Source organism: Burkholderia sp. THE68 (assembly GCF_009938265.1).
Classification (GTDB): Bacteria; Pseudomonadota; Gammaproteobacteria; order Burkholderiales; family Burkholderiaceae; genus Caballeronia.
The window spans coordinates 883,722-910,293 of the sequence record NZ_AP022315.1; the positions used below are offsets into that span (position 1 = coordinate 883,722).

The 26,572-nt window shown below is 64.5% G+C and carries 22 protein-coding genes; 7 read left to right on the plus strand and 15 right to left on the minus strand.

Annotation, left to right across the window (positions count from 1 at the left end):
- Complete coding sequence (locus BTHE68_RS04205; RefSeq protein ID WP_162065266.1) at positions 1-762, minus strand: glycosyltransferase family 2 protein; 762 nt, start codon at positions 760-762, stop codon at positions 1-3.
- Positions 763-808: 46 nt separating this feature from the next.
- Positions 809-1,756, minus strand: a complete 948-nt coding sequence (locus BTHE68_RS04210) for a glycosyltransferase family 2 protein (protein ID WP_502710568.1) — start codon at positions 1,754-1,756, stop codon at positions 809-811.
- Positions 1,757-1,974: 218 nt separating this feature from the next.
- Between BTHE68_RS04210 and BTHE68_RS04215 the strand changes: the two genes are divergently transcribed.
- The 3 genes from BTHE68_RS04215 (at position 1,975) to BTHE68_RS04225 (ending at position 6,540) form a co-directional block, all read left to right on the plus strand.
- A complete protein-coding gene (locus BTHE68_RS04215) occupies positions 1,975-3,240 on the plus strand; it encodes an O-antigen ligase family protein (RefSeq protein ID WP_232077902.1) in 1,266 nt (421 codons plus the stop codon).
- Between the two features lie 83 nt (positions 3,241-3,323).
- Positions 3,324-5,114 (plus strand): lipid A export permease/ATP-binding protein MsbA, encoded by a 1,791-nt coding sequence (gene msbA / locus BTHE68_RS04220; protein WP_502710569.1) that lies wholly within the window; start codon positions 3,324-3,326, stop codon positions 5,112-5,114.
- 118 nt (positions 5,115-5,232) lie between these two features.
- Positions 5,233-6,540, plus strand: a complete 1,308-nt coding sequence (locus BTHE68_RS04225) for a CotH kinase family protein (protein WP_162065270.1) — start codon at positions 5,233-5,235, stop codon at positions 6,538-6,540.
- Between the two features lie 35 nt (positions 6,541-6,575).
- Here BTHE68_RS04225 and rng read toward each other — a convergent pair whose 3' ends face one another.
- The 9 genes from rng to upp form a co-directional block, all read right to left on the minus strand.
- Complete coding sequence (gene rng, locus BTHE68_RS04230; RefSeq protein ID WP_162065271.1) at positions 6,576-8,045, minus strand: ribonuclease G; 1,470 nt, start codon at positions 8,043-8,045, stop codon at positions 6,576-6,578.
- A 7-nt stretch (positions 8,046-8,052) separates the two neighbouring features.
- A complete protein-coding gene (locus tag BTHE68_RS04235; RefSeq protein WP_162066782.1) occupies positions 8,053-8,667 on the minus strand; it encodes a Maf family protein in 615 nt (204 codons plus the stop codon).
- Between the two features lie 55 nt (positions 8,668-8,722).
- Complete coding sequence (gene rlmH / locus BTHE68_RS04240) at positions 8,723-9,193, minus strand: 23S rRNA (pseudouridine(1915)-N(3))-methyltransferase RlmH (RefSeq protein WP_162065272.1); 471 nt, start codon at positions 9,191-9,193, stop codon at positions 8,723-8,725.
- A 14-nt stretch (positions 9,194-9,207) separates the two neighbouring features.
- The gene (gene rsfS / locus BTHE68_RS04245) at positions 9,208-9,660 is read right to left on the minus strand and encodes a ribosome silencing factor (RefSeq protein WP_162065273.1); all 453 of its coding nucleotides are present in this window, start codon (positions 9,658-9,660) and stop codon (positions 9,208-9,210) included.
- Between the two features lie 2 nt (positions 9,661-9,662).
- Positions 9,663-10,349, minus strand: a complete 687-nt coding sequence (locus BTHE68_RS04250) for a nicotinate-nucleotide adenylyltransferase (RefSeq protein ID WP_162065274.1) — start codon at positions 10,347-10,349, stop codon at positions 9,663-9,665.
- Positions 10,340-11,299, minus strand: a complete 960-nt coding sequence (gene hemF, locus BTHE68_RS04255) for an oxygen-dependent coproporphyrinogen oxidase (RefSeq protein ID WP_162065275.1) — start codon at positions 11,297-11,299, stop codon at positions 10,340-10,342. The genes BTHE68_RS04250 and hemF overlap by 10 nt, the downstream gene beginning before the upstream one ends.
- Before the next feature lie 130 nt (positions 11,300-11,429).
- Positions 11,430-12,746 (minus strand): phosphoribosylamine--glycine ligase, encoded by a 1,317-nt coding sequence (gene purD / locus BTHE68_RS04260; protein ID WP_162065276.1) that lies wholly within the window; start codon positions 12,744-12,746, stop codon positions 11,430-11,432.
- A gap of 272 nt (positions 12,747-13,018) precedes the next feature.
- Complete coding sequence (locus tag BTHE68_RS04265; RefSeq protein ID WP_162065278.1) at positions 13,019-13,747, minus strand: YebC/PmpR family DNA-binding transcriptional regulator; 729 nt, start codon at positions 13,745-13,747, stop codon at positions 13,019-13,021.
- Between the two features lie 339 nt (positions 13,748-14,086).
- On the minus strand, positions 14,087-14,740 hold the full coding sequence (gene upp, locus BTHE68_RS04270; RefSeq protein WP_162065279.1) for a uracil phosphoribosyltransferase: 654 nt from the start codon (positions 14,738-14,740) through the stop codon (positions 14,087-14,089).
- Positions 14,741-14,949: 209 nt separating this feature from the next.
- On the opposite strand from upp, the gene BTHE68_RS04275 reads away from it, so the two are divergent.
- Genes BTHE68_RS04275 through kdpE form a run of 4 tightly spaced genes read left to right on the plus strand, consistent with a single transcriptional unit; the run spans position 14,950 to position 17,882 of the window.
- Entirely contained in the window at positions 14,950-15,729 is a 780-nt protein-coding gene (locus BTHE68_RS04275; protein WP_162065281.1) for an SDR family oxidoreductase, read from the plus strand.
- A gap of 26 nt (positions 15,730-15,755) precedes the next feature.
- The gene (locus tag BTHE68_RS04280; protein ID WP_061175918.1) at positions 15,756-16,142 is read left to right on the plus strand and encodes a methylglyoxal synthase; all 387 of its coding nucleotides are present in this window, start codon (positions 15,756-15,758) and stop codon (positions 16,140-16,142) included.
- A gap of 24 nt (positions 16,143-16,166) precedes the next feature.
- Entirely contained in the window at positions 16,167-17,141 is a 975-nt protein-coding gene (locus BTHE68_RS04285) for a quinone oxidoreductase family protein (protein ID WP_162065283.1), read from the plus strand.
- A gap of 42 nt (positions 17,142-17,183) precedes the next feature.
- Positions 17,184-17,882 carry a two-component system response regulator KdpE gene (kdpE, locus tag BTHE68_RS04290; protein ID WP_162065284.1) on the plus strand — a complete coding sequence of 233 codons (699 nt, stop codon included), beginning with the start codon at positions 17,184-17,186 and terminating at the stop codon, positions 17,880-17,882.
- On the opposite strand, the gene BTHE68_RS04295 is transcribed toward kdpE, so the two are convergent.
- From BTHE68_RS04295 to BTHE68_RS04310, 4 genes are all read right to left on the minus strand, one after another.
- The gene (locus BTHE68_RS04295) at positions 17,858-18,550 is read right to left on the minus strand and encodes an SDR family oxidoreductase (RefSeq protein ID WP_162065285.1); all 693 of its coding nucleotides are present in this window, start codon (positions 18,548-18,550) and stop codon (positions 17,858-17,860) included. The two genes, kdpE and BTHE68_RS04295, sit on opposite strands and share 25 nt — an antisense overlap.
- A gap of 148 nt (positions 18,551-18,698) precedes the next feature.
- Positions 18,699-22,013, minus strand: coding sequence for an efflux RND transporter permease subunit (locus BTHE68_RS04300; protein ID WP_162065286.1), 3,315 nt, complete (start codon positions 22,011-22,013; stop codon positions 18,699-18,701).
- 3 nt (positions 22,014-22,016) lie between these two features.
- Positions 22,017-25,139, minus strand: a complete 3,123-nt coding sequence (locus BTHE68_RS04305) for an MdtB/MuxB family multidrug efflux RND transporter permease subunit (RefSeq protein ID WP_162065287.1) — start codon at positions 25,137-25,139, stop codon at positions 22,017-22,019.
- Positions 25,140-25,166: 27 nt separating this feature from the next.
- Complete coding sequence (locus tag BTHE68_RS04310; RefSeq protein WP_162065288.1) at positions 25,167-26,540, minus strand: MdtA/MuxA family multidrug efflux RND transporter periplasmic adaptor subunit; 1,374 nt, start codon at positions 26,538-26,540, stop codon at positions 25,167-25,169.
- Positions 26,541-26,572 lie beyond the last annotated feature (32 nt).

Genomic DNA, 26,572 nt, shown 5'->3' on the forward strand with positions numbered 1-26,572 from the left:
TCAGCGCACGTCGTTCAGATGCGCGAGCTTCAGGAAACGGTAATAGACCGTCTGCGCGTTGAACACCGCGATCATGAAGCCGGCCTTGCCGTCGAGGAACCCGCGCCGCAGCACATAGGTCCGCACGAACGCCCAGGCGCCGCGCGTGAGCGCGATGCCGAAGCTGCCGCGCTTGCCGGCCGCGTGCCGTTGCTGCGCGCCGGCGCTCGAATACGCGTCCAGCTTGCGCAGCACCGCTTCGAAATCCTCGTAGGAGTAGTGCATCAGCTTGCCGGACAGGCGCACGACGGGCTTGCCGGTCGACAGCACCAGCCGCTCGTGCACCAGATCAGGTGAGAAGCGCGCCGTGCCGCGCCGGAACAGGCGCGGAATCCAGTCCGGATACCAGCCGCTGTGCTTCACCCACACGCCGCAGAAACTCGACAGGCGATCGACCGCGTACACGTCCGCCTGCGGATCGGTGATCGCCGCGCGGATCGCAGCCGCCAGTTCCGGCGACACGATCTCGTCGGCATCGATGGAAAGCACCCAGTCGGTCGAGAGCGCATCGAGCGCGCGGTTTTTTTGCGGCCCGAAGCCCGGCCAGTCGCGCGCCTCGATCACGCGCGCGCGATGCGCCTCGGCGATGCCCACGGTCGCATCGGTGCTGCCGCCGTCGACGACGACGATTTCGTCGGCGAAAGACACGGCCTGCAGGCATTGCGCGAGCCGCGCGGCCGCGTTATGGGTGATAAGGGCGATGCCAAGAGTCGGAGCGTTCATGGAGCCTTTCGAGCGGCGCTGAAGCGTTGTTGTTCTGTCGGCGCGCTCATCCGCGCAGATGCCATTTCACGAAGAAGAATGGCGAGAGCAGCCACGGACACGTCGCATAGACGAACATCTTGACGCGAAAGCCGAAGTCCACGTCCTTCGATGTGAAAAGGAGCCCGACCTTGCGCCCAAGCGGGGCCTCGCCGAACACCTCGCTCACATACGTTTCACGGGCGGATTTGCGGGCGAGCAGGGCGCGCATCTGTCCGCCGACACCCACTTTCCCGGCATCGCTCACGAGCTGGCGCGTCTCGCCCGTGCCGTTGATGTTCGCGAGCTTGATGCGCGCGACGAAATCTTCCGGCGTGCGCCATTTCCGTTTTCTCGACAGGCCGCCGCGCCGGTACTGCACGAGCGGTTCGTGCAGCGTGTGGGCGCCCCGGGTCATGATCGCGCGAAACGTCATGATCTGATCTTCGCCGTAGATGCCGGGCGCGATCGGCCCGAATTCCTCGAAGAGACGGCGCGCCCAGGCGTGCGCCGCGCCGACCACGTGCGGCCGGTTGGCGGACCAGTCCTCGAAGCTGTGGTAGTCGTCGAGGTCGGTCACGCGCAACACGCCGTGCGCCTGGCCGTTGGAATCGATGTCCTGCAGGTCCGACGCGACGAGGTCGTAACGCTTGCCGCTCGCGATCCAGTCGCGCATCACGCGCTCGACGCGCTGCGGCGTGGAGATATCGTCGCCCGCCGCGATGAACAGCATCTCGCCCGACGCGCGCGCCGCGAGCGCGCTCAGGTGCGCGCTGATGCCGAGGTTCTGCTCGTTGCGATAGAGCCGCACGGTGTGCGGGCCGTGATAATCGCGCACGCAGCGTTCGGCGACGGCAAAGGTGTCGTCGGCGGAGGCATCGTCCGAAATCAGGATTTCGAGCGATGGCCAGGTCTGCGCCAGCGCGCCACGAACCGCGTCGGCGACGGTTTCGTGCTGGTTGAATGTGATGAGCATCAGGCTGGCGAGCGGTGCGTCCGGCCCTGTTTGATGTGTCGCTGGCATCTCGGATTCACAACGCATGGAAAGCCCGGCGCGCCTTCCCGGCCGCGGGTCGAGCGTTCCGTGAGCGAAGAGCGTGCCAGGCGGCAACGGCTATAATATCGCGGGTTTTCGGGGCGCGCGACCGGACCGGCCGGTCGAACCCATTCAGGTTCATCGATTTGGAAAAATTTTTGCGTTATTTGATCGCCAGCATGGTCTTGCTGGCGCCTGCGACCACACTCGTCGTACGGGGCGGAACCGGTTACTGCTTTTTCGTGTTGCTCGCCGTCGCGCTGTTCGCCGGATTCAGCAAGCCGTTCCGGCTCAAGGTCAGTCTGCTCGTCACCGCTTATCCCTGGTACACCGTGGGCATGATGTGCTTCATGGTGTATTTGCCGCTGCAACAGGCCATCGACGGTTATTATCTGCCGCGCGAGTTCGACGGCCTGTCGCGTCTCGCGCTGAGCCTGCCGATTTTTCTGCTGCTCGTGAATGTTCCGATCCGCCATCTGAAGGCGCTCGGCTGGGGCTGCGCGCTCGGTGCGATCGGTGCGGGCGCCTGGGCCGTGGACACCAATCTCCACACGACGATCAACGATCTCAACCGCCTCGGCAACGACTACACGAATCCGATTCCGTACGGCAACACCGCGCTCTTGCTCGGTTTTCTCTCCGTGATGACGATTCGCTGGGACGATTATCCCAACGCGCTCCTGAAGCGCCTCGGCATCGCGCTCAAGCTGCTGGGCCTCGCGGGCGGCGTCTATGCCTCGTATCTGTCGGGCACACGCGGCGGATGGCTCGCGATTCCGCTCTTTCTCGCGCTCTGCTCGCTGAATTTCGGCTGGATCAGGCAGCGCCGCCACTGGCTTGCCGCGTCGATCGTCGCGGTGCTGGCGATATCGGCCCTGCTCGCATCGCCGCTCGGCCGCGAGCGCGTGATGGCGACGCGCTCGGACATCGTGCGCCTGTCGGAAGGCTCGTCGGCGTACAGTTCCATCGGTGCGCGCCTGCAACTGTGGCGCGCGTCGATCCACCTGTTCGAGGCGCATCCGCTGACGGGCGTCGGCAAGGGGCATCTGGAGGCGTTTCTCAAGGATATGGCGAACAAGGGCGAGGCGCCGGCGTACATCGTCAATCAGCGCGCACACAGCGAGTTCTTTTCGACGATCTCTGAACTGGGCGCGGTGGGCGTCGTCTGTCTCGCGCTGGTCTATTTCGGGCCGCTCGTGTATTTCGTGCGCCATCGGAAATCGCCCCACCGCGATGTATCGACGGCCGCTTATTGCGGAATCGCGGTGTCGGGGTCGGTTATCATCTTCGGTTTGAGCATCGACGTGTTCACGGTGGTGATGAGCACCGCACTCATCGCGCTCCTCTGGGCCGTGTTGCTCGCGGTCATCACACATGACGCGCGCCCGCCGCAAGGCAAGCCGGGCCGCGCGTCGATCGGCTGATCGTCGAAACGGCCGTTCCGGCGGATGACAACAGCAACAAACGCCGCGCGACACATGAGTCAGGCGCCGGGCCAAGTGGAGATATGCTCTTGAACAACGAAGCAAGTTTGCGCAAACCGATCGGCGGCGTGGAAAGCAGCTCGCCGATGGCCGTCATGCGGCGGCTATGGCCGTATATCCGGCCGCTCATGGGCATGGTGCTGCTCGGCCTGTTGACGATGGGCATCGTCGCCGCGACCGAAGCGGGCATTCCGATGCTGCTCAAACCGCTGCTCGACCACGGCTTCGGCTCGAAGAGCAGCGATCACGCGAAATGGCTCGTGCCGGCCGCGGTCATCGGGCTCGCGCTTCTGCGCGGCTCGGCGCAGTACGCATCGGGCTATTTTCTTTCCTACGTGACGAACAAGATCCTGCTGCAACTGCGGCTCGAGATGTTCCATCGCATGATCCATACGAGCGCGGGCTTCTTCCAGCGCGAAACCGCGAGCACGATCATCAACGCGATCGTCTTCGAGGTGAATCAGATCCTGAGCGTGCTGCAGAGCGTCGTCGTCACGCTCGTGCGCGACTCGCTCACGGTCGTGTTTCTGCTCGGCTATCTGTTCATCCTCAACTGGCGCCTCACGCTGATCGTCGCGGTGATTCTTCCGGCTATCGGCTGGCTCGTCAGCAAGATCAACCGGCGGCTGCGGCGCCTGAACCGCGAGCATCAGACCCTGACCAACGAGCTGTCGTATATCGTCGAGGAGACGGTTGGCGGCTACAAGGTCGTGAAGGTGCATAACGGCGAGCCGTACGAGACCGGCCGCTTCACCGAGATGAGCCATCGCCTGCGCGGCTACGCGATGCGCATGCAGGTGTCGGGCGGCCTCGCGCAGCCGCTCACGCAGTTTCTCGCGTCGATCGCGCTCGCCATCGTCATCACGATCGCGGTCGTGCAGTCGGCGAACGACCAGACGACGGTCGGCGGCTTCGTCGCGTTCGTCACGTCGATGCTGCTCGTGATCTCGCCGCTCAAGCATCTGATCGACATCAACCAGCCCTTGCAGCGCGGCATGACGGCGGCGGAGCTGATCTTCGGCCTGATCGACGAGCCCGCGGAGCCCGAAGGCGGCGGGCGGCGTCTGCCGCGCGCGCGCGGCGAAGTCGAATTCCGCGATGTCACCTTCAGCTACGGCTCGATCGACCGGCCGACGCTCGATCGCGTGTCGTTCAAGGTCGCGCCGGGCGAGATGGTCGCGCTCGCGGGGCCGTCGGGCAGCGGCAAGACCACGCTCGTGAATCTGCTGCCGCGCTTCTTCGATCCGCGCGACGGTCAGGTGCTGGTCGACGGCGTGCCAATCACCGACTACAACCTGCACGACCTGCGCGGCCAGCTCGCGATGGTCAGCCAGGACGTCGTGCTCTTCAACGATACGATCGCGGCGAACGTCGCATACGGGCAGACGCCGGAACGCGAGCGCGTGATGTCGGCGCTCGCGGCGGCGAATCTGTCGGATATGGTGGCGACGTTGCCCGAAGGCATCGATACGCTGATCGGCGGCAATGGCATGCGGCTGTCGGGCGGTCAGCGTCAGCGTCTCGCGATCGCGCGCGCGATCTACAAGGACGCGCCGATCCTGATTCTCGACGAAGCGACCTCGGCGCTGGATTCAGAATCGGAGCGCCACGTGCAGGCTGCGCTCGAAACGCTGATGAAGGGGCGCACGACGCTCGTCATCGCGCATCGTCTGTCGACCATCGAACGCGCGGACCGCATCCTCGTGATGGAGACGGGGAAGATCGCGGAGCAGGGCAGCCACGCGGAGTTGTTGCGCAAAGGCGGCCTATATGCACATTTGCATCGGATTCAGTATCAGCAGCAGGCGGCGTGATCCTCCAGCCGCGCGATCCCGGTTGATTGTGAGATAGCAGCAATAGCCGGTCTGCAAGCTTCGCTATGATTCGCGTCCCCCATTCCGGGGGAGCAATCATTGGAAGAGTAAGCGAAGCATGATGCAGTTCGAAGTTGATGCAAAAAGCGGCCGGCGCATGATTTTCGGCGTGAAGCGCGCGGCCGTCCTTCTGGCCGTCTGTCTCGCGGCGTGCGGCGGCGGTTCGGATCATTCCATATCGGACGATGTGGATGTCGCGGCCAAGACGCCACCGGCCGCAGGCGCGTTCACGGCGATGTCGATCATGACCGATGGCGGTGCGCCGATCGTCGCGAAGGACACCTATATCGGCGCGGATCTGGGCATCACCGATGCCGATGGCACGGCGTCCCTGGCAAGCCGTACCACCATCAAAGGCCACGGCAACAGTACCTGGGATCAGCCCAAGAAGCCTTACCGGCTCAAGCTCGAGAGCAAGGCCAGTCTGCTCGGCATGCCGAAGGACAAGAACTGGATCCTGCTCGCCAACTACTTCGACAAGACGCTATTGCGCAACCGCGCCGCGTTCGAGCTCGGCAGGCGCTTCGGCATGGCATGGACGCCGCGCGCCGTGCCGCTCGAACTGACGCTCGATGGCGAGTACAAAGGCGTGTACGACCTGGTCGAGTCGGTGCGCGCCGACAAGAATCGCGTGAACATCGCCGATAGCGACGAGACTGTCGCGCCGGCGAAGACCGGATTCATCGTCGAGATCAATGCGCGGATGGACGAGGCGGTCTGCTGGACCACGACGCACGCGCTTCCGATGTGCATCGATACGCCCGATCCTGCTTCGGCGGTGCAGACTGCGTACATCAAGGAGTATGTTCAGAAGGCTGAAGATGCGTTGTTTTCGGATCACGCGACCGATGCCGCCACGGGCTACGAACAGTATTTCGATGTCGCTTCCCTGATCGACTGGTTTCTGGTCAACGAGATCTTCAAGAATCAGGACGCCAAAAGTTTCGCCAGCATCTATCTGTACAAGGACGCGGGCGGCAAGCTCAAGTTCGGGCCGTTGTGGGACTTCGATCTCGCCGCCGGTAATGTCAACTATTCGGACGCGCAATATCCCGAGGGCTGGTGGGTCGCCGACGGTCCGTGGATCGCGCGCATGAAGCAGATCGATCCGACCTTCGAAACGCGCGTGCGGGCGCGGTGGGACGCGTTGAAGGCGTCGCAGATCGACACGCTGGCGGCGTATATCGACGAAAGCGCTCAGGTGATCGAAGCGAGCGGCGCGGCGCAGCGCAACTTCCGTCGCTGGCCGGTTCTGGGGACGAAGCTTTGGCCGAATCCTGTGGTTAAGGGTTCGTATCGGGGAGAGGTCGATTATCTGAAGGGCTGGCTCACGCGGCGGATTGCGTGGCTGGATGCGAATATTTGATGTGAGGATCGCGGCGAAATGCTTCGCCGCGATCTTCACATCAACACGATGTCATACTGCTCCTGACTCAAATTACTCTCCACCTGCAACGAAACCGGCTTCCCGATGAAGTCCATCAGCATCGCCAGATGCTGCGACTCTTCCTCGAGAAAGAGATCGATCACCTCCTGCGAAGCCACCACACGAAACTCGCGCGGATTGAACTGCCGCGACTCGCGCATGATTTCACGCAGCACGTCATAGCACACCGTGCGCGGCGTCTTCACCTGCCCTTTGCCCTGACACGTCGGGCAAGGCTCGCACAGCACATGCGCAAGCGATTCGCGCGTGCGCTTTCTCGTCATCTCGACCAACCCGAGCTGCGAGAAGCCATTGACCGTCACGCGCGTGCGATCCTTCGACAACGCCTTCTTCAGTTCCCCCAGCACCTGATCGCGATGCTCGACATTCTCCATGTCGATGAAGTCGATGATGATGATCCCGCCCAGGTTCCTCAGGCGCAGTTGCCGCGCGATCGTATGGGCTGCTTCGAGATTCGTCTTGAAGATGGTGTCATCGAAATTGCGCGCGCCGACATAACCGCCCGTATTGACGTCGATGGTCGTCATCGCTTCGGTCTGGTCGATCATCAGATAACCGCCCGACTTGAGATCGACGCGCCGCGACAGCGCCCGCTGAATCTCCGCCTCGATGTTGTAGAGATCGAAGAGCGGCCGCTCGCCGGTGTAATGATGCAGGCGTGAAGCCACCGCCGGCGTGAACTCCGCCGCGAAATCCGCGAGCATCTGATACGTCTCGCGCGAATCCACCTGTATGCGCGTGGTTTCGTCGTTGACGAAATCACGCAGCACGCGTTGCGCGAGATTCAGGTCCTGATAAAGCAGCGTGGTGGGCGGCACGCGCTGCGCCTGCGTGACGATCGTCGCCCACGTCTTGCGCAGATACGCGACATCCGCCGCGAGCTCCTCGCTCGTCGCATCCTCGGCGATGGTACGCACGATATAGCCGCCTTTCTCGTCGGCGGGCAGCACGGCGGTCAGGCGCGCGCGCACGGCCTCGCGCTCCGCTTCGCTCTCGATCTTCTGCGAGATGCCGATATGCGGCTCCTGCGGCAGATAAACCAGCGTGCGCCCCGCGATGCTCACCTGCGTCGAGAGCCGCGCGCCCTTCGTGCCGATCGGGTCCTTCACGACCTGCACCATCAGCGACTGACCTTCGAAGACGATCTTCTCGATCGGCACATGCGGTGCCGACGAATGCGGCTCGCCCGCGATGCGCGGATGCCAGATATCGGCGACATGAAGAAACGCGGCGCGCTCGAGCCCGATGTCGATGAACGCGGACTGCATGCCCGGTAGCACACGGACCACCTTGCCGAGATACACGTTGCCGACGCGCCCGCGCGACAGCGTGCGCTCGACGTGAAGTTCCTGAACGGCGCCTTGCTGAACCAGTGCGACGCGGCTTTCCTGCGGTGTGACGTTGATCAGGATTTCTTCGTTCATGGCCTGTTTAGAATTCGACGCGCGCCACGCGCAAGAGGGCTGCGGTTTCGCAAAGGGGCAAACCCATGATACCCGAATAGGACCCGTCGATTCGCTCGATGAACTCGGCCGCGCGGCCTTGTATGCCGTACGCGCCCGCCTTGCCGAGCGGCTCGCCCGAAGCCGCGTAGCGCTGCAATGCAGCACGACCGGCCGATGCGAAGCGCACCGTCGAGCGCGAGAGCGCGGGTTCGAGCAGCGCGCCTTCGGCATCGACGACGGCGAGCGCCGTCAGCACTTCGTGCTCGCGCCCGGCGAGACGTTCGAGCATCGCGACGGCGTCTTCTTCGTGTTGCGGCTTGCCGAGAATCAGCCCGTCGATGGTCACGGTCGTATCGGCGACGAGAACCGGCGCAGGCGCATGACCGCCCGCAAGCAGCCGCGCGCGCGCCGCGTGCGCCTTCAACGCGCATACGCGCAGGACATACGCATCGGCGGCTTCGCCTGGCAGCTCGGCTTCGAGCGCTTCGGCGTCTTCATCGGGACGGGGAAGGAGGAGTTCGTACTGCACGCCGAGCTGACGGAGCAACTCCTGTCGGCGCGGGCTTTGCGAGGCGAGATAAATGAACGAATGAGTCGGCATCTTGAAGTCGGAGTCGAATGGCGCGCATGGCATTCGATCCAACATCGAAAACGCCTCACGCGCGATGATAGGGATGATTCTGCGTGATGCTCCACGCGCGGTAAAGCTGTTCGGCGAGCAGCACGCGCACCATGCCGTGCGGCAACGTGAGGCTCGATATGCGCAGCATCAGTTCGGCGCGCGACTTCACGGCCGGATCGAGCCCGTCCGCGCCGCCGATCACGAACGCGACATCGCGCCCATCCTGCTGCCAGGCGGGCAGGGCGTTCGCGAGTTGCATCGTGGTCCAGTCGCGGCCGCGTTCGTCGAGTGCGACGACGCGCGCGTTCTTCGGCAACGCGGCTTCGATGCGCTGCTTCTCAGCCGCCATCACGCTCTCGGCGTTGCGTCCCGACGAGCGCTGCTCGGGCTTGATCTCTTTCAGCTCGATGCGCAGTTCGGGCGGCATGCGCTTCGCGTATTCGTCGAAGCCATTCGTGATCCAGTCGGGCATCTTGTGTCCGACGGCGAGGATGACCAGCTTCATCGAACGAAGCGGCTTCAGTGCTTGCGCGTGGTCTTGCGCGCCGGACGTTTGACCGCGGGCGCGGCGTCTTCCTCGTCCTCGTCTTCATCCGCGGTGACGCTCGCGCCGCCGAACATGTTCGACTTCTGCAGCTTCACGCGCACGGGCTTGTCGCCCCAGACTTCCTCGAGGTTGTAGTACTGGCGCAGCGCCGGTTGCAGGATGTGCACGACCGCGTCGCCGCAATCGACCAGCACCCATTCGCCGATCTCTTCGCCTTCCGTCGAGATGATGTCGCCACCCGCTTCCTTGACCTTCTCGCGCACGCTGTTGGCGAGCGCCTTGGTCTGCCGGTTCGACGTGCCGCTCGCCACGACCACGCGGTCGAACAGCGACGTCAGGTGGGTTGTGTTGAATACCTTGATGTCTTGCGCCTTGACGTCTTCGAGACCGTCGATGATCGCGCGTTGAAGCTTCTGAAGTTCCATAGTTACCGTGTCTGGTACAAGTGATGTTGAACAATATAGTCCCATACAGCCGATGGGACCTGAGCGCGGGCATCGCGCTGGTCTGTCATCGTGCGCGCTTCCTCGCGGATCGCCGTGGCGGATACGTCGATGAGAAGCGTCTCGTCGATGAGCACGTGCCCGTGCGCGCTCGCCTGCAGTGTTTCGGGCGATGCGGCGCGCTTTGCGACTTCGGCTGCCACCGGCGCGGACAGCGTCGAGACATCGAAGCCCGGGCGCGTTTCCACACAGATGTGCGCGTAGTCGAAGAGCCGCATCCATTGATGCCACGAGTCGAGCTTGACGAACTGATCCGCGCCCATCAGCAACGAAATCGATGCGTCCGCGCCTTCGCGCTCGCGCCAGTGAGCAAGCGTGTCGACGGTATAGGTGTCGCCCTTGCGCTCGATTTCATCGGTGGCGACGGTGACCCGGACGCCGTCGAGTTCGAGCGATGCCGCCGCCGCGCGCGTCATCGCCAGCCGATGCTCCGGCGCCGATACGCCCGCCTTCTGCCACGGCTGACCGGCGGGCAGCAGCACGAGATCGGTCAATCGCAGCAAGTCGACGAAACGCCGCGCCAGCGCGAGATGCCCGTTGTGGATCGGATCGAAGGTGCCCCCGAATATTCCGACGCGCCTGGTGCAAGGTGCGGTCTGGTTCACAGCCATTCGCGCCGCACCAGGAAATCTTCATACAACCGCGCTTCCGGCGTGCCCGGCTCGGGCGTCCAGTCGTAGCGCCAGTTCGCGACGGGCGGCATCGACATCAGAATCGACTCGGTGCGTCCGCCGCTTTGCAGGCCGAAATGCGTGCCGCGGTCGAACACGAGATTGAACTCCACATAGCGCCCGCGCCGGTACGCCTGAAACTCGCGTTCGCGCTCGGCATACGGCGTGTCGCGGCGGCGCTCGATGACGGGCAGATACGCGTTCAGGAACGCATCGCCGACACTGCGCATCATCGCGAACGAGCGCTCGAAGCCGGGCTCCGAGAAATCGTCGAAGAAAATGCCGCCGATGCCGCGCTGCTCGTTGCGGTGCTTCAGATAGAAATACTCGTCGCACCAGGTCTTGAAGCGTGGATACAGCTCCGCACCGAACGGATCGAGCGCGTCGCGGCAGACCTGATGGAAATGCCGCGCGTCTTCCTCGTAGCCGTAGATCGGCGTGAGATCCATGCCGCCGCCGAACCAGAAGACCGGCGCTTCGCCTTCCTTCGTCGCGGTGAGCATACGCACGTTCATGTGCACGGTCGGGCAGTGCGGATTGCGCGGATGCATCACGAGCGACACGCCCAGCGCCTCGAAGCCGCGTCCGGCGAGTTGCGGACGCGCCGCGCTCGCGGAAGGCGGCAGCGCGTCGCCCTGCACGTCCGAAAAGCCGATGCCGCCGCGCTCGAAAAATCCGCCGCCTTCCAGGATGCGCGTCACGCCGCCGCCGCGCAGATGCGCGCCGGGCTCGCGGGTCCAGGCGTCGGTGGCGAAGGCGGTGCCGTCGAAGGCGCCGAGCGCATCGGCGATGCGCGTCTGCAGGCCCGTCAGATAGTCGCGGACGGCCCCGATATCGTGGGCTGCGTCGTGTCCTTTGCGTTGTTCCGCGCTGCGGTTCGGTTCACTCATCGATTGCTGCGTGCGCCCCGTGGGCGGCCAGAAAAGGGCGGGGGTAAACCCTCCGTCTCGAAACTCTCAAAAGCGCGCTGCCGGACACGAGGTCCGGCAGCGCGTGTACTCATGCGGCTCAGGCGCGGCTTCAGCCGTGCTTGTCGGCCGGTTTGTCGCCCGGCTTCTCGGCCGACTGCTTGCGATTCACCGCCCGATAGCCGATGTCCCGGCGATACTGCATGCCGTCGAACGAAATCTGGTTGACTGTATCGTAGACCACGGATTGCGCGCCGCGCACGGAATCCGCCAGACCGACGACGCACAGCACGCGCCCGCCCGAAGTCGACAGTTTTCCGTCGGTAAGCGTCGTGCCTGCGTGGAAAGTGACCGAATTCTCGGTTTCCGCCGGAATGCCGCTGATCCGGTCGCCCTTGCGCGGCGTCTCCGGATAGTTGTGCGCGGCGAGCACGACGCCGAGTGCCGTGCGGCGGTCCCAGTCGAGTTCGATGCTGTCGAGCTTGCCGTCGATCGCCATTTCCACGACCTTCGAGAAGTCACCCTTCAGGCGCGCCATGATCGGCTGCGTCTCGGGGTCGCCCATGCGGCAGTTGAATTCGAGCGTCTTCGGGTTGCCGTTCGCGTCGATCATCAGGCCGGCGTACAGGAAGCCGGTGAAGCGGATGCCTTCGTTTTCCATGCCGCGCACCGTCGGCAGGATGATCTCGCGCATCACGCGTGCGTGCAGTTGCGGCGTGACGATCGGCGCGGGCGAATACGCGCCCATGCCGCCCGTGTTCGGACCCTTGTCGCCGTCGAGCAGGCGCTTGTGGTCCTGGCTGGAGGCGAGCGGCAGCACGTGCTTGCCATCCACCATCACGATGAAACTGGCTTCCTCGCCCGCGAGGAATTCCTCGATCACGACGCGCGCGCCCGCATCGCCGAGCTTGTTGTCGGCGAGCATGGAATCGACGGCGGCGTGCGCTTCTTCCAGCGTCATCGCGACGACGACGCCCTTGCCGGCGGCCAGTCCGTCCGCCTTGATGACGATCGGCGCGCCTTTTGCGTCGATGTACGCGTGCGCGGCGGCGGTGTCGGAGAAGGTCTCGTACTCGGCGGTCGGGATGCTGTGGCGCTTCATGAACGCCTTGGCGAAGTCCTTCGAGCTTTCGAGCTGTGCGGCTTCCTTGCTCGGCCCGAAGATTTTCAGGCCGCGCGAGCGGAACAGATTGACGATGCCCGCGGCAAGCGGCTGTTCCGGTCCGACGAGCGTGAACGCGACATGCTCCTTCTCGACGAAATCGGCGAGTTCCGCCGCGTCCGTGATGTCGACGTTGCGCAGACGCTCGTCCTGCGCGGTGCCGCCGTTGCCCGGCGCCACATAGACGATCTGCACGCGCGGCGATTGCGCGAGCTTCCAGGCCAGCGCATGTTCGCGGCCGCCGGAACCGACGACGAGTAACTTCATTTGAATCCCCGAAATCCTGACAAAAAGCGGCTTGAGAAAAAGCGATGGGCGCATCGCGCCGAACGTATGACGGCCGTCATGGCGTCGGGAAGGCGGCTCGCGCTGACATCGGCTGCGTCACGCGCCTTCCTCGGGCGATGCCGCGCCGCATCGATGGCGCGGCGCTGCTCCGGCACACGAGCCGAAGCGAAAGACGTTCCATGCGAGGGCGGGGCGGCTGCTGTTTCCACCGCGCCCCCGGTGCCTGATTGCGTTACGAAACTCAGCGAAACTCAGTCTTCGTTGATCGCGGCGTTGGTATGGACTTCCTGCACGTCGTCGAGATTTTCCAGCGCATCGAGCAGTTTTTGCATTTTCACTGCGTCGTCGCCGGTGAACTCGACTTCGGTCTGCGGTTTCATCGTCACTTCGGCGAGTTCCGCCTTGAAGCCCGCGGCTTCGAGCGCGTCCTTCACCTTCTGGAAATCGTTCGGCGGGCAGATCACTTCGATGCTGCCGTCCTCGTTCGTCACGACGTCATCAGCGCCGGCTTCGAGCGCCGCGTCCATCAGCTTGTCTTCCGGCGTGCCGGGCGCGAACAGGAACTGGCCGACGTGATCGAACATGAACGACACCGAGCCGTCCGTGCCCATGTTGCCGCCGAACTTCGAGAATGCGTGGCGCACTTCCGCGACGGTGCGGGTGCGGTTGTCCGTCATCGTGTCGACGATGATCGCAGCGCCGCCGATGCCGTAGCCTTCGTAACGGATTTCTTCGTAGTTCGCGCCATCGACGCCGCCCACGCCGCGCTGGATCGCGCGGTTGACGTTGTCCTTCGGCATGTTGGCGTCGTACGCCTTGTCGACGGCCAGACGCAGGCGCGGGTTCGAATCGACCTCGCCGCCGCCCATGCGCGCCGCGACCTGAATTTCCTTGATGAGGCGCGTCCAGACCTTGCCCTTCTTCGCGTCGGCCGCGGCCTTCTTATGCTTGATGTTGGCCCATTTCGAATGACCCGCCATTACCTTTCTCCATCGCGCGCGGGCTTCGTGCCGTGCGCCTAGTGTGCTGTCGTGCTTGCTGTGCTGCTGAATGTGTCTGTCCGGCGCGCGCCCCGAGTGGCCGCCGGCCTCGCTCGCGGATCGTTCGATCCGGCGCAACGCGAATAGGAACAGACTCAAATTTTAGCATGGCGGCGCGCGCGCTCAGTACCGCTGCGCGCGCTCGGACGCGGGAAAATCGCTGTCAACCGGGCGCATTTCCGTCGAATCAGGACGAAATCGCGCAAAACGACGCCTGAATGCAAAACCGCCGCGCATCAGCGCGGCGGTCGGAGTCGATGCCGGGAATACAGCGAACGCTCAGTTTTTCGTGCCGAACAGGCGGTCGCCCGCGTCGCCGAGGCCCGGAACGATATACGCATGGTCGTTCAGATGCGAATCGAGCGATGCGACGTAGAGCTTCACGTCCGGATGCGCGTCCTGGAACACCTTCACGCCTTCCGGCGCGGCGACCAGCGCGACGAACACGATGTTGTCGGCGTGCACGTTGCGGCGCTTCATCACGTCGACGGCGTGCACCGCCGAGTAGCCCGTGGCGACCATCGGATCGCACAGGATGAAGACGCGCTCCTCGAGATCGGGCGGCAGGCGCACGAGATACTCGACCGGCCGATGATCCTCTGCCCGATACACGCCGATATGCCCGACCCGCGCCGACGGCACCAGATCCAGCAAGCCGTCCGACATGCCGATGCCCGCGCGCAGCACCGGCACGATCGCCAGCTTCTTGCCGGCGATCACGGGCGCGTCGATCTCGACGAGCGGCGTTTCCACGCGTTTGGTCGTGAGCGGCAGGTTGCGCGTGATTTCGTAGCCCATCAGCAGCGTGATTTCCCGCAGCAGCTCGCGAAACGTGCGCGTGGACGTGTCCTTGTCGCGCATGTGGGTGAGCTTGTGCTGGATCAGCGGGTGATCGGTGATGAAGAGATTGGGAAAGCGGCTGTCTTGTTTCATGGGTTTTGCGCGCGCTGCGCGTCCTGCTCGTGTGATGTTCTGCCTCTGACGCTCGGGGAGCGGACAGTGGCGACAGTTTACCCAAAAGCCCGCCCGCGCCTAAGAAGAATCGCGCGCGTCGATCCGAGTCGCCGCCGACGTTGCTGCCCCGATTCTTCTAGAATTGCGAAGACATCACGATCTGTGACAAACGACGAGGGAGGATGACGATGGATATGGGAATCGCAGGGCGCACGGCGCTCGTGTGCGCGGCGAGCAAGGGTCTCGGACGCGGTTGCGCCGAAGCGCTCGCCGCAGAAGGCGTGAATCTGGTCATCACCGCGCGCACGGCGGAAACGCTCGAAGCGACGGCCGCGCACATCCGCGCGCAATATGGCGTGACCGTGACGACCGTCGCGGGCGACATCACGACGCCCGAGGGCCACGCCGCCGCGCTCGCCGCGTGCCCGGCGCCGGACATTCTGGTCAACAACGCGGGTGGGCCGCCGCCGGGCGACTTCCGCACCTTCACGCACGACATGTGGATCAAGGCGCTGGAAGGCAACATGCTGACGCCGATCGAACTGATCAAGGCGACCATCGACGGCATGATCGAGCGCGGCTTCGGGCGCGTGGTGAACATCACGAGTTCGTCGGTGAAGGCGCCGATCGATGTGCTCGGCCTGTCCAACGGCGCGCGTTCCGGGCTCACGGGTTTCGTCGCGGGCGTCGCGCGCAAGGTCGCGGCGACCGGCGTCACCATCAACAACCTGCTGCCGGGCACCTTCGACACCGACCGCATCGCCGTGACGATGGAAGCGCAGGCGAAGGCGCAGAACATCTCGGTCGAGGACATGCGCGCGCGCCGTGCGCAAAGTCTGCCCGCCGGACGTTTCGGTACGTCCGAGGAGTTTGGCAAGGCTTGCGCGTTCCTATGCAGCGTGCATGCGGGCTACATCACCGGTCAGAACCTGCTGATCGACGGCGGCGCTTATCCCGGCACGTACTGATCAAGGCAAGGACCAAGGACACCCACATGACCACACGCGTCGCGCTGATCGCGCACGACATGAAGAAGGACGACATCGTCAGACTCGCGGGCGAGTTCGTCGATACGCTCGCGCAATGCAGTCTCGTCGCGACGGGCACGACCGGCGGGCGTATCGCGGCGGCGCACGGGCTGGAGGTCGAGCGCAAGCTTTCCGGCCCGCACGGCGGCGATTTGCAGATCGGCGCCGAACTGGCGGAAGGGCGCGTCGACATCGTGATTTTTCTGCGCGATCCGATGACCCCGCAGCCGCACGAACCCGACATCAACGCGCTCGTGCGCGCCTGCGACGTACACAACGTGCCGTGCGCGACCAACATCGCGACCGCGCGCATGATTCTCGACGACTTGCGCCTGCGTTTCGCGCGGGCCTGACGAACCGATGGAGACAATCAAGCGATGACCAAGGCAATCCGATTCGACAAGGCAGGCGGCCCCGAAGTCATGAAGTGGGTCGACGTGGACGTGGGCGCGCCGGGCAAGGGCGAAATTCGCGTGAAGCATCACGCGGTGGGGCTCAATTTCATCGACGTGTACTTCCGCACCGGCCTCTATCCGATGCCGCTGCCCGGCGGCCTCGGCATGGAAGCGGCGGGCGAGGTGACGGCGGTGGGCGAGGGCGTCACGCAGTTCAAGCCGGGAGATCGCGTCGCGTATGCGTCGCGTCCGCCGGGCGCGTATGCGCAGGAGCGGGTCATGTCGGCGGATTACGTCGTCAAGTTGCCCGATTCGATCGGCTATGAAGATGCCGCATCGATCATGCTGCAAGGCCTGACCGCTCAGTATCTGCTGCGCCGGACCTATCGCGTGAAAGCGGGCGATACGGTTTTGATCCACGCGGCGGCGGGCGGCGTCGGCCTTCTCGCGTGTCAGTGGGCGAAGGCGCTCGGCGCGACGGTGATCGGCACGGTCGGCTCGGACGAGAAAGCCGAGCTCGCAAAGGCGCACGGCTGCGATCATCCGATCGTCTACACGCGCGAGAACTTCACCCAGCGCGTGCGCGAAATCACCAACGGCGCGGGCGTGCCCGTCGTCTACGATTCGATCGGCAAGGACACCTATATCGCGTCGCTCGATTGCCTCGCGCCGCTCGGCTTGTTCGTGAGCTTCGGCAATTCGTCGGGGCCGCTGCCGCCGCTCGATTCGTCCGAACTCGCCGGACGCGGTTCGCTGTACTTCACGCGGCCGACGCTCTTCAGCTACATCGCCAAACGCAGCGATCTCGATGCGATGGCGGCGGAGCTTTTCGAAGTCGTGTCGTCAGGCAAGGTGAAGACGAACGTGCGCCAGCGTTATTCGCTGTCCGATGCCGCGCGCGCGCACGAAGAACTCGAAGCGCGCAAGACAACCGGCTCGACGATTTTCCTGCCTTGATGCTGCCTTAGGGCGGTTCGTACCATAACGACCACTAAAACCATGAGCGAGCCGTCCTTCACCGTCGTCCTGATCGAGGACGAGAAGCAGATTCGACGTTTCGTGCGCGTGTCGCTCGAAGCGCAGGGCATGACGGTCCACGAAGCGGAGACGGGCCAGCAAGGGCTAGTCGAAGCCGCGACGCGCAAGCCCGATCTCGTGATCGTCGATCTCGGCCTGCCCGATACCGACGGCATCGACGTGATCCGCGAGCTGCGCGGCTGGACCGAGTTGCCGATCATCGTGCTGTCCGCGCGCACGCAGGAAGAAGAGAAAGTGGCCGCGCTCGATGCCGGCGCCGACGATTACCTCACGAAGCCGTTCGGCGTCTCCGAACTGATGGCGCGGATTCGCGCGCATCTGCGGCGGCGCAATCAGGCGCAGGCGAGCGAGACGCCGGTGGTGGCCTTCGGCGATGTCACCGTCGATCTCGCGTTGCGCCGTGTCACGAAGCACGGCGAGAACGTGCATCTGACGCCGATCGAATATCGGCTGCTGTCGACGCTCGTGCGGCACGCGGGCCGCGTGCTCACGCACCGGCAATTGCTGCTCGAAGTGTGGGGGCCGTCGCACGTGGAGAGCCCGCATTACCTGCGCATCTACATGGCGCATCTGCGCCAGAAGCTCGAGCGCGATCCCGCGCAACCCGAGCATATCGTGACGGAAACGGGCGTGGGCTACAGGCTGGTCGGCGCGGCGTGACGGGCGGCGTGCACGGGTTCGAGCCTGAGCGAATCGAGCACGCTATCGATGGGCTCGTCGCCGCCGACGAACGCGAACATCCGGTTGCCGAGGCCGAGCGTCACGCATTGCACCGCAATGCGCGCGACATCCGCGCGTGAGACCTCGGGCTTGTGCTCGGTGAGTTCGTCGGCCAGCGCGATTGCGCCACGCGCCGCTTCGTCCGATAACGGTCCGGGCCGGAGAATCGCATATGGCACGCCGCGATGCGCGACGTATTCGTCGGCTTCGCGCTTCATCCGCGAATAGTGGCGCAGGGCAAATCCGCTGCGCGCCGGATAGAACGCCGACAGCGCGCTGATCACGACGAGTTGCTGTACGCGCCGGCGCTTTGCGTAGTCGGCGGTACGCATGAGGGCGTCGCGGTCGATTGCGCGTTGCTCGTGGATGCCTTCCGTTTGCGCCGATCCGGCGGCGTAGATTACGTGCGTGATGTCGTCGAAGGCGTGGCAGAAATCGTTGGTCAGATCGCCGAGCACGATTTCTGCGCCCATCGCGGTGAATTCGCTCTTGTGGGCGGATTTGCGCAGCATCGCGCGAAAGGCGATGGCTTCGTCGTGCAGACGCTGCGCGATCAATCGACCCGTGCGGCCGTGTGCGCCGATCAGCAGGACTTTCAGCGTTTTCATGCGGGACGCTCCTTTGCCGTGGGTCGCAGTGAGCTTCTACCCGACAAAGTAGGCGATTTTTGCGTGGCGTGCTGTGGGACGCGTTTGCGGGCGCAGCATTTTTTTGGCGAGTCTGGGGTTCGCTGGACGACGAAAACCGGCAGGTCATTCACTCCGCCGCATTCGCCGGCCGCGCACGGCCTTGACGACGCGCACGCCGCTCTTCCGCGCGAATCCGGAACCGGTCCATATAAAGATAGACAACCGGCGTCGTATAAAGCGTCAGCATCTGACTCACGATCAGTCCGCCAACGATGGCAATCCCCAGCGGCGCCCGCATCTCCGACCCTTCGCCGGTACCGAACGCGAGCGGCAGCGCGCCGAGCAAGGCGGCCGCAGTGGTCATCATGATCGGCCGAAAGCGCAACAGGCAAGCTTCGCGAATCGCATCCTGCGGCGTCTGCGCGCCATGACGCGTCGCCTCGATCGCGAAGTCGACCATCATGATCGCGTTCTTCTTCACGATGCCGATGAGCAGAATCACCGCAATCAGCGCGATGATGCTGAACTCCGTCTTGAACAGCAGCAACGCGAGCAGCGCGCCAATGCCCGCGGACGGCAGCGTCGAGAGAATCGTGATCGGATGGATATAGCTCTCGTACAGGATGCCGAGCACGATATAAACAGCCGCCAGCGCCGCGAGAATCAGGAGCGGCTGATCATTGAGCGATTGCTGGAACGCCTGCGCCGTGCCCTGAAAACTGCCGTGGATGGTCTGCGGCACGCCGATCTCGGCCATCGTCTCGTAGATCGCGGCGGTCGCATCCGACAGCGACTTGCCCGGCGGCAGGTTGAACGAGATCGTCGAGGCGACGAACTGACTCTGGTGATTCACCGACAGCGGCGTATTGCCCGGCCCGAACTTCGCGATGGCCGACAGCGGAACCATGGTCTCCTTCGTCGTCGACACCGCCGCGCCCGACGACGAACCGTTCTTGCCCGTTGCGGCGATCGCGTTGGTCGCAGAGTTCTTCACCGCGGCGAGCGCGAGGGCGGCGGTGGTGTCGGTGCCGGTCGCGGACGTCGACGTTGTTGTCGTCGTCGAAGCCGTCGATGCCGACGTGGTCGTCGATTGCGTCGATGCCGAGCCGCTCGCCGTTCCGCCCGACGTGCTGATGTAGATCTGCTTGAGCATCTCCGGGTCTTGCCAGTATTTCGGCGCAAGCTCCATCACGACGTGATACTGCGACAGCGGGTTATAGATGGTCGAAACCTGCCGCTGCCCGAACGCGTCGTACAGCGTGTTGTCGATTTGCGCGGGCTTGATGCCCAGGCGCGCGGCGGTCGCGCGGTCGAACGTGACCATCGCTTCCAGCCCGCCTTGCTGCTGGTCGGAGTTGACGTCGGTGAGTTCGGGGCGCTTTTGCAGCGCATCGGTGAGAAGCGGCCCCCACTTGTAGAGATCGGAGGTCGTGTCCGACAGCAGCGTGAACTGATACTGCGCGTTCGACTGCCGCCCGCCCACGCGAATATCCTGCACGGCCTGCAGGAACGTGCGCGCGCCGGCGACATCGGCGAGCGGCTTGCGCAAGCGGTTGATCACCTGATCCGCCGACACCTTGCGCACGCTCTTCGGCTTCAGCGAAATGAACATGAAGCCCGAATTCGTGGAGCGCCCGCCCGTGAAGCCCGCGACGCTGTCGACGGCCGGATCGGCCTCGACGATCTTCATCATTTCCGCGAACTTGACCTTCATCGCCTGAAACGAGGTGCTCTGGTCCGCCTGAATGCCGCCGACGATGCGCCCCGTATCCTGCTGCGGGAAAAATCCCTTCGGCACGATGACGTACAGATAAATGTTCAGCCCGATGGTCGCGAGCAGGACTATGAGGATCGTGCGCGGATGCGCGAGCGCCCAGCCGAGCGTGCGCGCGTAGCCGTGCTGCATGCGCTCGAACTGGCGCTCCAGCCAGCGCGCGACGCGGCCTTCCTCCTTGCGGTCCTGCGGCTCCTGCAGCAGGCGCGAGCACATCATCGGCGTGACGGTCAGCGACACGATCAGCGACACGCCGATCGCAAGCGACAGCGTCAGCGCGAACTCGCGGAACAGCCGCCCGACGATGCCGCCCATCAGCAGAATCGGCAGGAACACGGCGACGAGCGACAGGCTGATCGACAGCACCGTGAAGCCCACTTCGCGCGCACCCAGAATGGCAGCCTGCATGCGCGGCACGCCTTTCTCCACATGCCGCGTGATGTTCTCCAGCACGACGATCGCATCGTCGACGACGAAGCCGGTCGCGATGGTGAGCGCCATCAGCGAGAGATTGTCGAGCGAGAAGCCGAGCAGATACATCGCCGCGAAGGTGCCGATGATCGAGATCGGCACGGCGACGCTCGGTATCAGGGTCGCGCGCCAGTTGCGCAGAAACAGGAACACGACCATCACGACGAGCGCGACCGCGACCACGAGCGTCAGCTCGGTGTCGTGCAGCGATGCGCGGATGGTGGTGGAGCGGTCGGCGGTCGGCGTGATCTGCACATCGGCGGGCAGCGCCGCCTGCAATTGCGGCAGCATCGACTTCACGCGGTCGATCGTCTCGATGATGTTCGCGCCCGGCTGACGATACAGGATCACGAGCACCGCGCGCTTGTTGTTGATGAGACCGAGATTGCGCAAATCCTCGACCGAATCGACCACTTCGCCGACGTCCGAGAGCTTCACCGCCGAGCCGTTGCGGTACGCGACGACGAGATCCTTGTATTGCGACGCCTTGCTCGCCTGGTCGTTGGTGTAGAGCTGAACCCGCGTGCCCTTGAACTCGATCGCGCCTTTCGGGCTGTTCGCATTCGCGGAGGCGAGCGCGGCGCGCACGTCCTCCAGCCCGATGCCGTAGTGAAAGAGCGCACCCGGTTCCAGTTCGACGCGCACCGCCGGGTTCGCAGAGCCGCTCACATCGACTTCGCCGACGCCCGGCACGGTCGACAGCGTCTGTTGCAGGACGGTCGCGGCGGAATCGTAGAGCGAGCCTGCCGTGCGCGTGGGCGACGAGAGCGCGAGCACGAGAATCGGCGCGTCCGCGGGGTTGACCTTGTGATAGGTCGGGTTCTGGCGCAGCGAGGTCGGCAGGTCGGCGCGCGCGGCGTTGATCGCGGCCTGCACGTCGCGCGCGGCGCCGTCGATGTCGCGGTTCAGGCCGAACTGCAGCGTGATGCGTGTCGAGCCGACCGAGCTCATCGAGGTCATTTCGCTCACGTCGGCGATGGTGCCCAGATGCCGCTCCAGCGGGCTCGCGACGCTCGTCGCGACGGTCTCGGGGCTGGCGCCGGGCAGGGACGCCTGCACGGAGATCGTCGGGAAATCGACTTGCGGCAGCGGCGCGACGGGCAGCCGCGCGAACGCGAACATGCCCGCGAGCGCGATGCCGATCGCGAGCAAAGTCGTCGCGACTGGCCGGCCGATGAAAAAGCGCGACAGATTCATGGCTCAGCGTCCTTCACCGGCCGGCGCCGCGCCGGGCGTGCCGCGATGAAACCGCGCGCGCAGCTTGCGGCCGAGCGAATCGAAGCCGAGATAGATCACGGGCGTGGTGAACAGCGTGAGCAATTGCGACACGATCAGACCGCCGACGATCGCCACGCCGAGCGGCCGCCGCAGCTCCGAACCCGCGCCCCAGCCGAGCATCAGCGGCAACGCGCCGAGGAGCGCCGCCATGGTCGTCATGAGAATGGGGCGAAAGCGCAGCAGGCACGCCTGGAAGATCGCTTCGCGCGGCGGCTTGCCCTGGTCGCGTTCGGCTTCGAGCGCGAAGTCGATCATCATGATCGCGTTCTTCTTCACGATGCCGATCAAAAGCACGATGCCGATGATGCCGATGATGTCGAGATCGTGCCCGGTGATCATCAGCGAGAGCAGCGCGCCGACACCCGCCGAAGGCAGCGTCGAAAGAATGGTGATCGGATGGATGAAGCTCTCGTACAGCACGCCGAGCACGATGTACATCGTCACGATGGCCGCGAGAATCAGGAACAGCTCGTTCGACAGCGACGCCTGGAACGCGAGCGCCGCGCCCTGAAAGCGAATCTGGAACGACGCCGGCAAGCCGATGTCCTGCTTCGCCTGCTCGATCGCCTTCACCGCTTCGCCGAGCGACGCGCCCTTCGCGAGGTTGAAGGAGACGGTGGTCGCCGGGAACTGGCCGAGGTGCGTGACCAGCAAGGGCGCCGCGCGCTCATGGAACTTCGCGATGGCCGAAAGCGGCACCTGACCGTTGGTCGCGGTGGAAGAGGGCAGGTAGATGCCGTTGAGCGTGTCGCTGTAATGCGCGTCGGACGGCTCCGCTTCGAGAATCACGCGGTACTGGTTCGACTGTGTGAAGATCGTCGAGATGATGCGCTGGCCGAACGCGTCGTACAGCGCGTTGTCGACGGTCGCGGGCGTGATGCCGAAGCGCGCGGCCGTCGCCCGGTCGATCTCGATATACACCGACTGGCCGTTCTGCTGCAGATCCGTGGCGACATCGGTCAGGATCGACGTGTGTTGCAGGCGCTCGACGAGCTTCGGCACCCATTCGGCGAATTCGGTCGCGTTCGGGTCCGTCAGCATGAACTGATATTGCGTCGGACTGACAGTCGAATCGATCGTCAGATCCTGAACCGGCTGCATGTAGAGCTTGATACCGGGGATGTCGGCGACTTCGCTCTGGATCGTGCGGATGATGTCGCTCGACGTATTGTCGCGGTCGTCGCGCGGCTTCAGGTTGATGAGCATGCGCCCGCTATTGAGCGTGATGTTCGTGCCGTCCACGCCGACGAACGAGGTCAGGCTTTCCACGTCCTGGTTCTGCAGGATCTTTGCTGCGAGCGCCTGCTGCTGCTCGGCGACCGCCTTGTACGACGCCGCCTGCGGCGCCTGCGTGATCGCCTGGATCACGCCCGTGTCCTGAGTCGGGAAAAAGCCCTTCGGAATGTACACGTACAGCACGGCGGTGCAGATGAGCGTGAGCACGAACACGAACAGCGTCGCGCGTTGACGCTCCAACACCCAGTTCAGCGCGACCGCGTAACGCCCGATCACGTAATCGATGAACTGATGCGCGCGCGCCTCGAAACGCTTGCTTTCCTTCGGCGGCGTGTGGCGCAGGAGCTTGGCGCACATCATCGGCACGAGCGTGAGCGAGACGATCGCCGAAATGACGATGGTCACCGCGAGCGTGATCGCGAACTCATGGAACAGGCGGCCGACCACGTCGCCCATGAAGAGCAGCGGAATCAGCACGGCGATGAGCGAAACCGTCAGCGAGATGATGGTGAAGCCGATCTGCTTCGAGCCCTTCAACGCCGCTTCGAGCGGCGGGTCGCCTTCCTCGACGTAACGCGCGATGTTCTCGATCATCACGATGGCGTCGTCGACGACGAAACCGGTCGCGATGGTCAGCGCCATCAGCGAAAGGTTGTCGAGCGAGAAGCCGCACAGATACATGATCGCGAGCGTGCCGACCAATGAGAGCGGCACGGAAAGGCTCGGGATGATGGTCGCGTAGACGTTCGCGAGGAACAGATAAATGACCAGCACGACCAGCACGACGGACAGCGCGAGCTCGAACTGCACGTCGCGCACCGAGGCGCGGATGGTGGTGGTGCGGTCGGTGACGACGCGCACGTCGAGCGCCGCCGGCAGCGCCTGCTGCAATTGCGGCAGGATTTTCTTGATGCCGTCGACGACCGCGATCACGTTCGCGCCCGGCTGGCGCTGCACGTTCAGGATGATCGCGGGCGTCGAATCGACCCACGCGCCGAGCTTCGTGTTCTCCGGACCCTGCACGATGGTCGCGACGTCGGTCAGCATCACCGGCCGGCCGCTGCGATAGGCGACGACCGCGCTTTTGTATGCGTCGGCGTCGGTGAGCTGGTCGTTCGCGTTGATCGTGTAGGCGCGCGAAGGGCCGTCGAAGTTGCCTTTCGGCGTGTTGACGTTGAGGTTCGAGATGGTCGTGCGCAAGTCGTCGATGTTCAGGCCGTACGACGCCAGCGCGCGCGTATTCGCGCGGATACGCACGGCGGGGCGGTTGCCGCCGCTCACCGCCACGAGGCCCACCCCCGCGACCTGCGAGATCTTCTGTGCGAGACGCGTATCGGCGAGGTCCTGCACCTGCGTGAGCGGCAATGTCTTCGAGCTCACGGCGAGCGTCATGATCGGCGCGTCGGCAGGGTTCACCTTCGCGTAGATCGGCGGCGCGGGCAGGTCGGACGGCAGCAGGTTGCCCGCCGCGTTGATCGCCGCCTGCACTTCCTGCTCGGCGATATCGAGCGGCAAGTCGAGGCTGAACTGCAGCGTGATGACCGATGCCCCCGCCGAACTCTGCGACGACATCTGGTTCAGGCTCGCCATCTGGCCGAACTGCTTTTCGAGCGGCGCGGTGACGCTCGAGGTCATCACGTCGGGCGACGCGCCCGGATAGAACGTCTGGACCTGGATCGTCGGATAGTCGACGGCGGGCAGCGCGGAGAGCGGCAAAAAGCGCAGCGCGACGAGGCCGACCAGCATGATCGCCGCCATCAGGAGCGCCGTGCCGACCGGGCGCAGAATAAAAATGCGAGATGGGTTCATGCCGAATTGGTTACGTGATGCTCGGGATTACTGCTGCTGCGACTGTTGACGTCGATGCCCGCCATGCCGCGCGCCCGACGCCGCCGACGCGGGCGCCGCCGCCGACGCGCCCGAAGCGCCGGAAGCACCGGACGCGCCCGAAGCCGCCGCCGCCTTTTCAGCCGGGATCGTGATCTTCGCGCCTTCCTTCAGGCGGTCGGAACCGTCGATCACCACGCGCTCGCCCACTTGCAGCCCGGACTTGATGCTGGTGCGCTCGCCGTCGACTGGACCGGTCTTCACGTTGCGCACGGTAACGGTGTTGTCCGGCTTCACGACATAGACGAACGCGCCCGACGAGCCGTTCAGGACCGCGGACGTCGGCACGATGGTCGCGTTGCGGATCACGTCGACCAGCAGTTTCGTGTTCACGAACTGATTCGGAAACAGCATGCCGCCCTTGTTCTCGAAGGTGGCGCGCAGTTTCACGGTGCCGGTGGTCGTGTCGATCTGGTTGTCGACCGTTTCGAGGAAGCCCGCTTCGAGCGAGGTGGTGTTCGCGCGGTCGTACGCGGTGACCGACATTTTCGTGCCCGCGTGCAGCGGCTTGAGAATGGCGGCGAGATTGTCCTCGGACGTCGTGAAGATCACGCTGATCGGCTGCAATTGCGTGATGACGACGACGCCGTTGGTGTCGCCCGTCGTCACGTAATTGCCCGGGTCGACCTGACGCAAACCGACGCGCCCCGACACCGGCGCCGTGATGCGCGCGTAGGTGAGGTCGAGCTTGTAGGTATCGACGTTCGCCTGGTCGGATTTCACCGCCCCTTCGTACTGCTTGACGAGCGACGCTTGCGTGTCGACCTGCTGCCTGGCGATGGAATCCTGCGACAACAGCGTCTGATAGCGCTGCAGGTCGAGCCGCGCGGTCTGCAGCAACGCCTGATCCTTCGCGAGCGTGCCTTGCGCGTTGCGCAGCGAGATTTCATACGGGCGCGGGTCGATCTGCGCGAGCAAATCGCCCTTCTTCACCATCTGGCCTTCCTTGAAGGCGACGTCGACTAGCGTGCCGTTCAGTTGCGTCTTGACCGTGACGTTCGCGAGCGGCGTCACCGTGCCGAGCGAATTGATGACCACGGGCATTTCGCCCTGCGTGACGGACGCCACGTGCACCGGCTGCGGCTGGTTGGTCGCGTTCGCGCCGCGCCGTCCGCCCTGACGCGCTTCCTGCGGGCCGCTCGTGCCGCCGCTGTCGCCACGGTTCCACGGATGCCACCACACGATGGCGCCGGCGACGATCAGAATCGCGACGATGAGCGGCACGATCCGGCGGCGGCGCGCCGTGGGCTCGACGGCGGCGGGCGTTGCGGGCGTGGGAGGCGTCGGGCGCGGCTGCGAGGGGGGATTCTTTTGGTCGTCCATCGGTTCGGTGGCTGGGTCTTTCAAAACGGGTA